Source organism: Lederbergia citri (assembly GCF_018343625.1).
In the GTDB taxonomy this organism is placed as follows: Bacteria; Bacillota; Bacilli; order Bacillales; family Bacillaceae_C; genus Lederbergia; species Lederbergia citri.
This window is the reverse complement of record NZ_JAGYPG010000002.1, coordinates 1,341,393-1,355,044: the sequence shown is the minus strand read 5'-3', so window position 1 is coordinate 1,355,044 and position 13,652 is coordinate 1,341,393. Positions and strand designations below refer to the sequence as shown.

The following is a 13,652-nucleotide window of genomic DNA, read 5'->3' as shown; positions in this document are numbered from 1 at the left end:
AGAAATATAATAATTGAATTGTAAGCGGTATGCCTCAATCCGAACGCAGGGTTAAGGCATTTTTTTATTTAATATTTCAACGTAAAGAGGTATCAAGAATAGAAAGTGAACATTAAATATTTTAAGGAAACTAAAATATTTAAATGGGGTATGATGCATGAGTAAACGAAAACCAAAGTTACTAAATAAACTTTTTCTGATGTTTGCGACCTTCTTGATGTTTGTTTCCATTAGTGGATGTAGTAAAAGTGAAGGAAATGGAGGAACAGAGGAAACAGATCCTGTTAGTAAAGAAGAAGAAAAAGAAACACCTCCAAAAAAGGACGATGAAACAACTCCTCCAAAGAAAGATGAACCTGCAGATTTAGCTATCCCGCCTGTGGCTGATGGAATGACAAAATATTTGGAGGTTAAACGAAAAGCATATGAAATGTTGGACACAATGATGGATACCATATCAGTACAAAATCCAATGGTCTCTATCACCTTGATGGGCTTGTTCAGCACAGATATTCCCTTGGCGCCATTAGCTTCGTTGTCTAACGTACCTAAATCAGGACAAAATGTTTGGGAAGGGCCACTGATGAACCAAGATAGTAAGGGTCACGTTGAATTGAAAGGTGATATTTGCACGTTCAACCTGGAAATGAAATCAGAAGAAGAGGAAATTCAAAATATGATTATTTCGGGTGAATACGATACGAAAACGGAATCGCTGCAAGCTAGTTTTTCAGTAGATGGCAAAGAAACAATGGTATTCGAGTATGTTCCTTCTGGAAGTGGATATGCGAGTCAGGTATTTAACAAGGAAAACGAAGAAACTACTCTGATAAAGCAGGTTTTTAATGAAAATGCACTTTATATAGGAGTCTTTAAAGATAGCAGCAAACAGGATAGTATTTATAAACAAAACGTTGAGTTCAGTGAGGACTTTGTGAAAAATGATTTCTTGATGATTGCGATTGAAAATGGAAAAGGCTATACAATCATAGAGAATGAAAAGTACGAATATTAACTCGTGGACAGCCCGATGCAAATAAGCAAAGGGCTGTTTAATTTTATAGAAGTTTTATCCTTCTAGAGTTGTGTACGAACTAACCACTTTTTACCAATATTTACATAGATTTATGACTATTTTATTAGAGTAATTATTTTAATCTATATTTAATAGTGGTACACTATAATAATATAAGATTACAATTCATACAAAAAAGGTAGGAAATAGATTGCCTATTTCCTTCTTAAAAATATTAGGTTAGTAAGGAAGAGAGACATGAGTAACAAACAAACGAAAACAGACGTTATCTTAATTGGTGCTGGCATCATGAGTGCAACCTTGGGGACTCTTTTGAAAGAACTAGCACCGGATTGGGAAATTAAAGTGTTTGAGAAGCTCGAAAGTCCAGGAGAAGAAAGCTCTAACGAATGGAATAATGCGGGTACGGGCCACGCTGCACTGTGTGAGCTTAACTATACTCCCCAAAAATCGGACGGATCGATAGATATCACGAAAGCGATTAAAGTGAATGAACAGTTCCAGCTTTCAAGGCAGTTTTGGTCTTATCTTGTTAACAGCAATTTGATCAGCAATCCACATGACTTTATCATGCCAATCCCTCATATGAGTCTAGTGGAAGGAGAAGAGAATGTAGCGTTTTTGAAAAAACGGTTCGATGCTCTATCAAATAATCCTTTGTTTCAAGGAATGGAATTTTCCGATGATCCTGAAAAACTGAAGGATTGGATTCCGCTAATCATGGAAGGCCGTTCAACGAATGAACCGATTGCGGCTACGAAAATCGATTCAGGCACGGATGTTAACTTTGGTGCTTTAACGCGTATGTTGATTGAACACCTAAAGAGTCAAAACGTCGAAGTTAACTACAAGCATAATATTAAAAATATAAAACGTACGGACGACGGTTTGTGGGAAGTGAAAGTGCAGGATATCGATAGCGGTAAAATTGAGTATCATACTGCAAAGTTCCTCTTTATCGGTGCTGGGGGCGGAAGTCTTCCTTTACTGCAAAAAACTGGTATTCCTGAGTCAAAACATATTGGTGGTTTCCCAGTAAGTGGACTGTTTTTGGTCTGCAACAATCCGGAGATTGCAGAGCAGCACCATGCCAAAGTGTATGGAAAAGCGAAGGTTGGTGCTCCTCCAATGTCTGTTCCGCATCTTGACACAAGATATATCGACAATAAAAAATCATTGCTATTTGGACCGTTTGCCGGCTTCTCGCCAAAGTTCCTAAAGACAGGCTCGTATCTTGACTTAATCGTTTCAATAAAACCATCTAACATCCTCACGATGCTGGCAGCAGGCGTGAAAGAGATGGCTTTAACCAAGTACTTAATTCAGCAAGTGTTGTTATCACATGAAAAACGCATCGAAGAATTACGCGAATTTATTCCAAACGCCAAAAGCGAGGATTGGGATATTGTAGTAGCTGGTCAACGTGTACAAGTCATCAAAGACACAGAATCTGGTAGAGGAACTCTACAATTTGGTACGGAAGTAGTTACGGCTGGAGATGGTTCAGTCGCTGCATTGCTTGGTGCTTCACCAGGAGCATCCACTGCCGTTCACGTCATGCTTGAAGTAATGGAAAAATGCTTCCCGCAATATATGAACGAGTGGAAACCTAAAATTAAGGAAATGATTCCTTCTTACGGCGTGTCACTAACTGAAAACCCAGAGCTTTTCCAAGAAATTCATGATTCTACAGCGAAGGCGCTTGGGTTAAGTGAACAAGTAGCCGTTCAGGTAGGGTAAAAAAAGCATATTAAGATAATAAAATAATGTGTAAAAAAGGGCTTCTCATTATATAAGAAGCCCTTTATTTTTATGGTAAAAATATCTAAGTGAACTGTGTTATAAAATACTCATTTATAGAGCGATCATAGGGCTCGGAACACAGGCACCCTTTTTATTGTTCATATAATCATATTAGTATATACTTATATATTGATAAAACAGGAGGTATTATAATTGGCCACATCAACAGTTGGAATCGAAGAAACGGCTGTCATTTTGAAATTGTTAGGTGACAATACACGATTGACTATCGTTAAACTGCTAGACAATCATGATTGTTGCGTTTGCGAATTGGTGGCTTTGTTCAATACAAGCCAGCCGGCAGTTAGCCAGCACCTTCGTAAATTGAAAGATGCTGGACTTGTCAGTGAAACGAGAAGGGGACAATGGATTTTTTACTCACTAAATAAAGCGAGTGAATATTATTCACTAGTTCAGGAGATCCTAGAACACCTTCCAGATCAGGAGTACAAATTGAAAGAACTAGAGAAGCAAGGCTTAAGAATTTCATGTAATTAATTGGAGGAATACTAGTTGGTTTTAACACTGATTGCATCATTGATATTTTTGATTACCCTTACGCTAGTCATTTGGCAACCAAAGAATCTATCGATTGGGTGGTCAGCGTGCGGTGGAGCAATCCTAGCACTCATCGTAGGAGTAGTCGATCTTAGCGACGTAATGGAAGTTACACAGATCGTTTGGAATGCGACCTTTTCTTTTATTGCCATTATTATCATTTCGTTAATTCTCGATGAAATTGGATTTTTTGAATGGGCTGCTTTACATATGGCACGAACCGCAAAAGGAAACGGAATAAAAATGTTTATTTACATTTGTATTCTTGGCGCCCTTGTCGCTGCCTTGTTTGCAAATGACGGTGCCGCCCTTATACTTACACCAATTGTCCTTGCAATGGTTCGAAACCTTAATTTTAAGGAAAAGATGATCTTCCCTTTTATCATTGCCAGTGGCTTTATTGCCGACACTACTTCTTTACCGTTAGTAGTAAGTAATTTGGTCAACATCGTGTCGGCAGACATGTTTGGCATTGGATTTAATGAGTTTGCTTCGAGGATGATTATTCCAAACCTGTTCTCCTTACTGGCAAGTATACTCGTTCTATATCTTTACTTTAGGAAAAACATCCCCCGACAATACAATTTACAACATTTAAAGAAACCAACTGATGTATTACGGGACGAGAAAATGTTTCGATTATCCTGGGTTGTTCTTGCGGTTCTACTTGCTGGTTACATATTAAGTGAATTTTGGAGTATTCCCGTATCCATTATTGCAGGTATTGTTGCCATCTTCTTCTTGTTGATGGCTAGAAAAAGTCAGGCGGTCCATACAAGAACAATTATAAAAAATGCGCCGTGGAACATTGTTTTCTTTTCAATAGGGATGTATGTGGTGGTATATGGATTGAGGAATGTTGGTCTTACTAATGTTCTTTCCGATCTTATTAACTGGACAGCTGAACATGGATTATTTGCAGCAACGATAGGAATGGGCTTTATCGCTGCCATCCTTTCTTCCGTTATGAATAATATGCCTACTGTAATGATTGACGCGCTTGCGATTGCAGACACGAATACGTCAGGAAACATAAGAGAAGCCCTGATTTATGCCAATATAATCGGTTCAGATTTGGGACCGAAAATTACACCAATCGGTTCACTTGCAACACTGTTATGGTTACACGTTCTTTCTTTAAAAGGTGTGAAGATATCTTGGGGCACTTATTTTAAAACAGGGATCATTTTAACACTCCCTACTCTGTTCATTACATTGGTTGGTCTCTATATATGGCTAATCATTATTTCATAATAAGGAGCACGTAACATGTCAAAAAAACTAATCTATTTTCTATGCACAGGTAATTCCTGCCGAAGCCAGATGGCAGAAGGATGGGCAAAACAACTTTTGAATAAAGATGAGTGGGATGTAAAAAGCGCAGGTCTTGAAGCTCATGGGTTAAATCCTAACGCAGTAAAAGCGATGAAGGAAATTGGAATTGATATTTCGGACCAGACATCCGATGTAATAGATTCACAAATACTAAATAGCTCAGAGCTAGTTGTTACTTTATGTGGTCATGCAGATGAACATTGCCCTACGACTCCACCTCATGTAAAACGTGATCACTGGGGTTTTGATGACCCGGCAAAGGCGGAAGGCACAGAAGAAGAAAAATGGGCTTTCTTCCAACGTGTACGTGATGAAATTGGAGATCGTATTAAAACATTCTCTGAAACTGGGAAGTAGAGAAAAAGCCAAGAAAATCTCTTGGCTTTTTTGCATCAGCTATTTATTTGAAAAAATCTACCTTTGATTTTCCAGAATCGCAGTCGTTTGTGGAAGATTAGACATTTTTTATTAATACTTTATCATCGTTGTGATGGAACGACAATTTTCCAACACCCTCAATGGATACTTCAATAGGGTAGAACTTTGCTGCTTTATGTGAGAAAAGCCAACGCCGACCACTCTTTACCGTAATAAAAAGACCTATTTCATCTCCTACTGGGGTCAACCCTTCGCTATCTTCTTTCCAATTAGGGATGCCCATTTCATTTAATTTCCTTACAAAAGGAATCACTTCATCAACGACGATTCCAATTTCACTAATATTAAGTAAATCTTCGGAAGAGAAATGATGCTCTACTCCATTTTTCAGATTATGACGAGCAATAAATTCTATTATATTTCCAGAAGGATCTTCAAAATAGATAGCATGGGAGTTCCAACTTTCGAAAAACACTTCATCAGAATCTTGCTCCGTATTTAAAGTAACTTTTGATTTAATCCAGGACTTGGCCTCTTCCATTTTGTTCTCAGGTATATTTATAGCGAAATGATAATATGGATTTGAATATGACTTCGATTCCTGGAAAGTAACAGCTGTTGAACCTATTTGTACTGTAAATGTATTTGAATCTTCTTTTATAATATGAAGCATAAGGATATATTTATAGAAATCCCTCATATCATTTATTTTGTTTGATAATAAGGTTATCTCAGTAAAATTCATAAAAATTCCCCCCTCATTTTTATGGATAATATTTAAGAGGCAATCTTTTTTATAAAACACTGCCCCTTTATTTTAAATCGTCAACAGCATTTAAAAAGTTCATATATGTCTCGTTACCGAAAGCATTTTTGTCCTTTTTGAAAAATAGTTCAAACGTCAGTGATTTAGCCTCTGAAACATTACAATTTCGAAAGTTCATCACTAATTTAATATAGGACAGAAAATATTCTTTTTTTAACGTTCCCCCATGATTGACTGGCATTAACAGCACTCCTTGCCAACTTCCTCAGAACAGTAATCTTGTTTTGGAATACAACAATCATCCTTTTCTATAACTTCCTCGATTTTCAAGTTACAACAGTTAGAATTTTCAACATTTTTCTTGAAGAGATTAAACATGAAAGATCACCTTCCAAAAGTATTTATATAAGGAAAATAAAACCTGAAACGGTCGACATTGTTATAACAGATAAGACAAACATTAAAACGAGTTCTTTTTTAAAAATTGATTTTTGCTAAACAAGTTCTGGGAGCTTATTCAGCATACGCAGGCACAGTTGCACTCCTTGGTTGGAATAGCTTTTTCTTTGCTAAATCTTGTGAATAAAGACTTCAAATAACTTCTTTTATGGATATCTTGGTATTTCCAAGCCTCCCTTGCCCATTTTTCAATTTCCTTTTTTCTCATTTCAGCCATGAATTCATATTCGTACATCATAATACCTCGCCTTCATCAAATTATTTTGATATATTAATCAAAAAAAATTGATTAATAAGTTAAAAAAACTTTAGCAGCAGTTCGGACGGAAGAGACAACATAGCTGCTCGGATAATAAATGATTAATCTCTGACTCATTTAACTTGTAATGACTCCAAGTACCTTCCGTTCTTTTAGTAATAATATTTGCATCTAACAATATTTTTAGATGATACGATAATTTGGATTGAGTCATATCCATTAAAGGAGCAAGATCACAAACACACATTTCACCTCTTTCAGTTAAGAAGTTCATGATTTGAAGTCTTTTTTTATCGGCGATTGCTTTAAACTTTAGTTCATACGTTTCAAATATTTTGTCTTTAGAGACGTCGTGTATAGGAACTTGTATCTCCAATTTGATTTCACCTCTTTAATCAAATAAATTTGATATATTTATAATATACCCATAATTTTCTAATGTCAATCACTAAATCAAAAAAAATTGATTTAATAATTGTAAGGGACGTTGGACGTATGTCGTTGTAAAATACTGAAAAATACTTTGGTATAATATATATGAGAATTGGAGAATTATGATTTTCCATGTTTTTATGAAACTCCTAATGTAATCATGTTAAATTTAACGAACATCAACTAATAAAAGGAGTGTTTATTATTAAAGCATTTATTTTCGATTTTGATGGAACTTTAGCGAATACTTTACCGATTTGTTACGTTGCTTTTCAAAAGGTTTTTAAAGAGTTTGATAAAAAAGAACTTACTTCTAATGAAATCAAAACGATGTTTGGACCTTCTGAAACAGGTATCATACAAGAAAATCTGTTAAACAGTAATAAAGAACAGGCTATTGAATTGTACTATGAAGCATACACCGAACATCATACCGAATTAGTAAATCCAAATAAAGAGATTAATGGATTACTAGAGTATTTAAGAGGCAAGGGAATGAAGTTAGGGATTGTGACTGGAAAAGCAAGAAGAAGTTTAGATATTTCCTTAAAAGCTCTTCAAATGGAAAATATATTCGATGTCGTTATTACCGGGGATGATGTAATTAAGCCAAAGCCTCATCCAGAAGGCGTCATGAAGGCTTTATCCATTTTAGATGTGGATTGTAGTGAAGCTATGTTTATTGGAGATAGTGATGCTGATATACAAGCTGGAGTTCAGGCAAATGTATTTACTGTTGGTGTTCAATGGCTGCCAGATTATCAAACAGAGCAATTTTCTATAGAGGCTAATGCCTTGTTTAATAGTGTTACTGAATTTACTGATTTTGTAAAAAACAAGATATATAAATAGCTATTGCAAGTGAGTCGCGAAAAAATGAGGGAAATACAGATGATGAAATGGAACATAAGCCAAGGGAATTTCCCTATGGCTTTATTTTTTGAATACGCCGTCCGATACAAAATTTAATTGTTTAAAGCCAAATGACTAAGCTGTGCGTCTAATTAGTATGGAGCAAGTTCAAGAGGTGAGTAAAATTATTAATTTGGTAAAAAAAGCCCAGCTTGGCGATGATCAAGCATATTTATGCTTGTTTCAGAAATTTGAAGAAGACATCTATCGGACAGCCTATGTGTACTTAAAAAATCAAGAAGATGCTTTAGATGTCGTTCAGGAAACCGCATATCGATCCTTTAAATCTATTCATCAATTAAAAGAACCTAGATATTTCAAAACTTGGCTTATAAAAATTGCCATCAGTTGTTCGATCGATGTATTGAGAAAACGAAAGAAAGTAATTCAATTAAATCCCGAGTTTGATGAGTTCCTAACAAAAGGTGAAAATCAAGATATTTCACTCTCGTTATCATTAAAAGACTTGATTTATTCGTTAGATGAGGATGAAAAAGGTGTCATTATTTTAAGGTATTACCATGATTACACCATAAAGGAGATTGCGAAAATCTTAGGTATTCCACTCGGTACGGGAAAAACAATTCTTTATAGGGCTTTGAAAAAGCTTCGGATCCTATTAGAGGCGGGTGATATGAATGAGCAATGAAATTAAAAGAGAAATTGAAGAAATCCAGATTCCTCTAGAGCTCCATCGAAGAAGTAAAATGGGAATTCAACAAGCATTGTCGGAGTATAAAGGAAATAAGAGAATAGTAAAAAAATGGGCGAATAGAAGAATCCTCGCAGCATCGGTTTTAGTTGTAATTATACTATCATCAGCTGTTTTCAACACGCAAGTATTAGCTACCATTCAAAAAGCTCTGCAGTATATACCGGGAATAGGCACGGTCGTTGAAGATGATGCCCCACAGGAAAGATATGTGTTAGATCAGCCCATATCAACCGAAGTGGACGGAGGATCACTTGTTGTAACGGGTATGGTAGTCGATGATGAAATGACATACATTACGATGAATGGGACAAATGTAGAAAAATATCAAAGTGTAAAATTAGTGAATGGAAAAGGGGAGGAATATACAATAAAATCTTCCCAAATGGTATGGGGAAGTAATGGAAAATGGACTGGATCCTATTGGCATGAAGGAAAGTTGGATCTAAAAGGTCAAATGAAACTTATAATAGCAGAGAATCCAGAAATAGTTATTCCACTTACCTTAAATAAAGCAAAATCATTTGATCGTTATCAGGATATGGGTGGAACTGCGGCAGTTAACGGAGTGACCATTACTGCTATTGCTAATAAGATGGATGGGCTGGCAAGAGTTGCTTTAGTATCTCAGCAACCAAAGGATTTAAAAATAATAGATTTTGGGATCGATGGTGTTCATGAGGATAAAAGGTTATATGTAGCCGATGTGGCAGGCAAAGTATACCCCATCCAGTATGATTGGGGACTTTCTAACCCTGTGCGTGAATTTTATTTTGATTTATCAGGAAGTGATGGCAAAACGTATAACATGACCATTCCTGAAATTAATGTAACGTATGATGATAAGGTTAAGCTTTCGCTAGATATTCCTTCTCATGGCGTGATAGATGTTGAAAAATCTTTCGAAATAGCAGGTTTTCCTGCTACGATTACAAAGCTAGAACGAATAAACGATGATCAGCTAAGACTCTATGTAAATCTAAATTACAATGAGCAAACTTCAAAATCCTTGCATAACTTTAGGATTGATTCAATGAGTCATATGGCTAAAATTAATGAACAAACGAAAGAGTTAGAGTATCTCGAGTTTGATATTAAACCGAATAGTAAAAAGGTGAAAATAACACTAACGGAGCCGGAAGTGATCATAAGGGGGCCTTGGAAGTTCGAATTACCGTATGATAAGTATTTTTCTAATTGAAGAACATGGAAGTTCTGTGTCATGTTGTAAATGGAGTGCACGACACAGAACCTTTTCTTCCTTTTTTTGATTCTTTTTTACTACAAAAAATATATCCTAAACCACATATGGCTCAAATGATTTAAGTAGATAACCTTCAATAAACTCAGCTAATCCATCATTTTCGTGGTGTCCTGTAATAAAATTAGCTGCTGCTTTAACCTCTTCGCTAGCGTTGCCCATTGCCACTCCAATACCAACATTACGAAGCATCTCTATATCATTTGGTCCGTCTCCAATGGCTGCGACTTCATGTGGATTTATTCGAAATGCCTGTAGTAAGCTTTTTATAGCAGACCATTTGGAGACATTAGGGGCAACCATTTCAAACCCGTCATCCCAATTGATGACTTCTGCTTCCTTTTTAAACAAAATGGATAATTCAGGATTTGGTACACCAGTTCGAACACTATATTTAAGAACATCTTGGTAATTTGCCTGTCTTAAATCTCCAATATACTGTGGCGGAATTTTACCAACTGTTGTCCAATAATCTATTTCTTCATTTGTTTCCTTACAATAAACCCCATTTGCTGTATGAATAATAACATTACAAGGATTTTCAGCTGTCAGATGGTGGAATCGTTCCTCGTTCAGTCGGAGGGTTTTCGTTTGTATAGCAATTCCTGTCTCTGCATCGTGAATAGCTGCACCATTCAAACAGATCATAGGAGTTCGTAAATTATTTCATAATGTCGGCCAGTCGCTAGAAAAACCTTGACTCCCTGATTAATAAGCCTATAAAGGGCTTGAATATTTCGTTGAGAAATCTTGTTTGAGGCACTTAGTAGTGTACCATCCATGTCAATAAATATTGCATGCACATCCATTCATACCGCCTCCTCATTCGTTGGTAAGCCAATCATAACACCTGAATATTAAAGCTTTGTAAACTCAGTGTACAGATTAAATAAAGTTTATTAGGAAACAAGGGCCGGCTTTGTAAATCGCTATAAATTAAGAAAAGCACAAGCTCTTTTCTTTTGAAAAAACCCCGCTTCAAAATGAAGCGGAGTCCACAATTATTTCATCCCTTGTAGTAGGGATGAGATAGGGTATATTTTATTTTTTTCAGGTAAGAACGTTTGATATGGCCCTTTCAGCAATTCAGGTGTGAAACCGTGTAATGGAATGGTGACCTTCGCTTGCAGAGCATCCGCCATCCATTTAATTTGTTCAGCTGCTGCATGACCAGAAACACCAAGTACTACGAACTCCATGCCTAGCGTTTGAATCCGTTCCAATAAATCGGCATACATAGGGTCAAAGCTTCCTAACGGTACACCGTTAGAGTGAACATACGTTGCACCTTCTACAGGTAATTCTAATAAGGTGTTAATGAGATGGTAGGAAGATTGAAACCATACAGAGGAAAAACGGTCACGTACTTCATCTAAGGTGATTGGCTGTATCCTCTGTATTTGATTGGCAATCTTTGAAGTATCTTGTCCATCTATTAAATATCGTACATGTGGTGCATCCAAGTTGAATGACTCGATTAAATAAGCCGTTTCAGGTTCGAACACAATCATTTTTTCTTTTTGTCTTGCTGCCTCGATTAATATTTCCAAACGTTTCACATTTCGATGATAAATATTAAAAATAATTGGAGACTCAATCTCCAGTAAAGCTGGTATTAACGCATCCGCTTCACTTGGAATGAAGGGATTAACATCGAGAAATTCCTCTTGCACATTCGTTGTCTCAATGATTAATACGTCAGGAGATCCCGCAATCTTAGGCAAATTTGCCGTATCTACATCTTTTTCATGGAGACGGATATCACCAGTGTAAACAATCTTAGTATCTGGAGTTGTAATCTTTATTGCACTGGCACCCAAAACATCGTGATTAACTGGGAAGAACTCTATTTGTATATGTTGGGATACTTGAAAAGGCTGATGAAAAGGTACACTTTTTACTTGTTGTCCTACATTTACATTCGGTTCTTCCTCAATTGTATGCAAATGCTCATACAATGTTTTGCTTTCCTCACTCATGATGATTGGTACATCTGGATGTACATACTGTAACAGCCCCATATGATCTAGATGTAAATGTGAGATTGCAATAGTCGCATTTTTATCAACCTCATCGGATTTCAACACACCGCTAATCATGGGAATCACACCAAGTGCTTGTAAATCTGAAATCATCGATTGAGGGCGTGCTTGGACTCCCTCTTTGTTTTGAAAAACCATCCCGAAATCAGCTATAAATCTTTCTTCTTTATACTTTATTTCAAAAATAGTTCCTCCAATTGTTTTTAAGCCAGCATAAAATTGGATGGTAGTAGCACTATTTTCGATTGTTTTTTCAATCATCATTTCGCTTGATCCAAAGCTTCTTGACCTTTTTTAGCCATTGCTTCTAATGTTTCTGCTGGCGTTGCGTTTTCATATAGCATTTTATCTAATTCTGCTTGCATCGCATTTTTCATTGCAAAAGAACCAGGTAAACGAACATCGATAAATCCATAAGCGTATTGAGTATTACCAGCTTGATATGGCTCGTTCTCTGCAATGAATGACGTCCAATCGGAACCTTGTTGAGCGGATGTGCGGACTGGAAGGTAACCTGTTGTTTTTGCCCAATCTACTGTGTTTTCAGGTGTAATAAGATATTTCATGTATTCAAATGCTGCTTCTTGCTCTGCTTCTGTGCTATTGGCAAACATCGTAATATTGGTTCCTTGGAAAGGAGCTGCCTGTTTAACGCCTTTAGGAAGTGGAGTTGTTGACCATTCCATATCTCCAGCATCTTTAGCTACGTATGCAATCCCTGCACTTGAACCAATATACATCGCAACGTCGCCTCTCGTGAAAGGACCAGACATGTAACCATCTTCGCCAGCCATACGAGCAGATCCATCTTTTAGCATATCGTTGATAAAGGTTAAAGCATCTAATCCTGCATCCGAATTAAATAAAACTTTTCCTTGTTGTTCATCTATAAAATCTCCACCTGCTTGTTCAACCCACATACTAAATTCAGAACCCATTCCGTTTTCAAAGCCCATTCCAACAACTTTTTTACCATCGATTTCTTTTGTTAATGCTTTCGCAGAAGCTGCTAATTCTTCCCATGTTGTAGGAGGTGTTAAGCCGTTGTCTTCAAAATACTTTTTGTTGTAAAAAAGTACGCGTGATGATTTATTAAATGGTAATCCTAAGATTTTATCTCCAAACGTATTGTCGTTACGGAAAACTTCGCTAATATCCTCATAGCTTTGGTCTGCTGGGAATCCATTTTCCCCCTTAATCATTGGAGCTAAGTCAACTACAAGATTGTTTTGGTTATAATCAGTCATCCACTCAGCATAAGCTTGTGCAATTGTCGGTGAAGCTTTAGCTTTCGCAGCAGCCAGTAATTTCTGTGACAAATCACCGTAGCTACCTTGGTTCACTAATTTTACTGTAATGTTTTTATGTTCTGCATTGAATTTTGCAGTAGCATCTTCTAGCCATTTTTCGTGCGTATCACTCATGGCATGCCAGAATACAACCTCTACCGGCTCCGCAGTGGCTGTTTCAGTTGTACCAATTTTTTCTGTTGCTGTTGCTTTATTATTTGAAGTATTGCTTTCATTCGTACCGTTACCACAAGCGGCAACGAACACACTCACCATCATTACAAATAACAATAAAGATAATCTTTTCATGCTTTACTCTCCCTTGTTGTTTTATAAAGTACTGAAACATGTCTGAGTTTATTGTTATCTTTTACTTCAAAATCGCTAAGCAACACCTCCCAAAAAGTCCT

The 13,652-nt window shown here is 36.6% G+C and carries 14 protein-coding genes and 1 pseudogene; 8 read left to right on the top strand and 7 right to left on the bottom strand.

Annotated elements, in window-relative coordinates; translation table 11 throughout:
• Window positions 1-157: 157 nt before the first annotated feature.
• The 5 genes from KHA97_RS15120 (at window position 158) to arsC (ending at window position 5,089) form a co-directional block, all read left to right on the top strand.
• Window positions 158-1,015: a hypothetical protein gene (locus KHA97_RS15120; RefSeq protein WP_213125531.1), complete on the top strand. Its 858-nt coding sequence runs from the start codon at window positions 158-160 to the stop codon at window positions 1,013-1,015.
• Window positions 1,016-1,249: 234 nt separating this feature from the next.
• Window positions 1,250-2,776, top strand: coding sequence for a malate:quinone oxidoreductase (locus tag KHA97_RS15115; protein ID WP_325167475.1), 1,527 nt, complete (start codon window positions 1,250-1,252; stop codon window positions 2,774-2,776).
• A gap of 216 nt (window positions 2,777-2,992) precedes the next feature.
• Entirely contained in the window at window positions 2,993-3,337 is a 345-nt protein-coding gene (locus tag KHA97_RS15110; RefSeq protein WP_213125529.1) for an ArsR/SmtB family transcription factor, read from the top strand.
• Between the two features lie 15 nt (window positions 3,338-3,352).
• Complete coding sequence (locus KHA97_RS15105) at window positions 3,353-4,651, top strand: arsenic transporter (RefSeq protein ID WP_213125528.1); 1,299 nt, start codon at window positions 3,353-3,355, stop codon at window positions 4,649-4,651.
• Between the two features lie 15 nt (window positions 4,652-4,666).
• The gene (gene arsC, locus KHA97_RS15100; protein ID WP_213125527.1) at window positions 4,667-5,089 is read left to right on the top strand and encodes an arsenate reductase (thioredoxin); all 423 of its coding nucleotides are present in this window, start codon (window positions 4,667-4,669) and stop codon (window positions 5,087-5,089) included.
• A gap of 97 nt (window positions 5,090-5,186) precedes the next feature.
• Here arsC and KHA97_RS15095 read toward each other — a convergent pair whose 3' ends face one another.
• The 4 genes from KHA97_RS15095 to KHA97_RS15080 form a co-directional block, all read right to left on the bottom strand.
• A complete protein-coding gene (locus tag KHA97_RS15095; protein WP_213125526.1) occupies window positions 5,187-5,855 on the bottom strand; it encodes a ring-cleaving dioxygenase in 669 nt (222 codons plus the stop codon).
• A 67-nt stretch (window positions 5,856-5,922) separates the two neighbouring features.
• On the bottom strand, window positions 5,923-6,117 hold the full coding sequence (locus tag KHA97_RS15090) for a hypothetical protein (protein ID WP_213125525.1): 195 nt from the start codon (window positions 6,115-6,117) through the stop codon (window positions 5,923-5,925).
• 276 nt (window positions 6,118-6,393) lie between these two features.
• The gene (locus KHA97_RS15085; protein WP_213125524.1) at window positions 6,394-6,570 is read right to left on the bottom strand and encodes a hypothetical protein; all 177 of its coding nucleotides are present in this window, start codon (window positions 6,568-6,570) and stop codon (window positions 6,394-6,396) included.
• A gap of 73 nt (window positions 6,571-6,643) precedes the next feature.
• Window positions 6,644-6,970 carry an ArsR/SmtB family transcription factor gene (locus tag KHA97_RS15080; RefSeq protein ID WP_213125523.1) on the bottom strand — a complete coding sequence of 109 codons (327 nt, stop codon included), beginning with the start codon at window positions 6,968-6,970 and terminating at the stop codon, window positions 6,644-6,646.
• A gap of 257 nt (window positions 6,971-7,227) precedes the next feature.
• Between KHA97_RS15080 and KHA97_RS15075 the strand changes: the two genes are divergently transcribed.
• The 3 genes from KHA97_RS15075 (at window position 7,228) to KHA97_RS15065 (ending at window position 9,851) form a co-directional block, all read left to right on the top strand.
• Window positions 7,228-7,878, top strand: a complete 651-nt coding sequence (locus KHA97_RS15075; RefSeq protein WP_213125805.1) for an HAD family hydrolase — start codon at window positions 7,228-7,230, stop codon at window positions 7,876-7,878.
• 175 nt (window positions 7,879-8,053) lie between these two features.
• Window positions 8,054-8,587, top strand: a complete 534-nt coding sequence (locus tag KHA97_RS15070) for a sigma-70 family RNA polymerase sigma factor (protein WP_325167459.1) — start codon at window positions 8,054-8,056, stop codon at window positions 8,585-8,587.
• Complete coding sequence (locus tag KHA97_RS15065) at window positions 8,577-9,851, top strand: DUF4179 domain-containing protein (RefSeq protein WP_213125521.1); 1,275 nt, start codon at window positions 8,577-8,579, stop codon at window positions 9,849-9,851. Before KHA97_RS15070 ends, KHA97_RS15065 begins: the two co-directional genes overlap by 11 nt.
• Before the next feature lie 96 nt (window positions 9,852-9,947).
• Here KHA97_RS15065 and KHA97_RS15060 read toward each other — a convergent pair.
• The 3 genes and pseudogenes from KHA97_RS15060 to KHA97_RS15050 all read right to left on the bottom strand — a co-directional run bounded on the left by KHA97_RS15060 (window position 9,948) and on the right by KHA97_RS15050 (window position 13,551).
• A pseudogene (locus tag KHA97_RS15060) lies at window positions 9,948-10,693 on the bottom strand (HAD family hydrolase).
• A 219-nt stretch (window positions 10,694-10,912) separates the two neighbouring features.
• Window positions 10,913-12,217 (bottom strand): MBL fold metallo-hydrolase, encoded by a 1,305-nt coding sequence (locus tag KHA97_RS15055; RefSeq protein WP_213125520.1) that lies wholly within the window; start codon window positions 12,215-12,217, stop codon window positions 10,913-10,915.
• Window positions 12,214-13,551 carry an ABC transporter substrate-binding protein gene (locus KHA97_RS15050; RefSeq protein WP_213125519.1) on the bottom strand — a complete coding sequence of 446 codons (1,338 nt, stop codon included), beginning with the start codon at window positions 13,549-13,551 and terminating at the stop codon, window positions 12,214-12,216. Before KHA97_RS15050 ends, KHA97_RS15055 begins: the two co-directional genes overlap by 4 nt.
• Window positions 13,552-13,652: the final 101 nt, after the last annotated feature.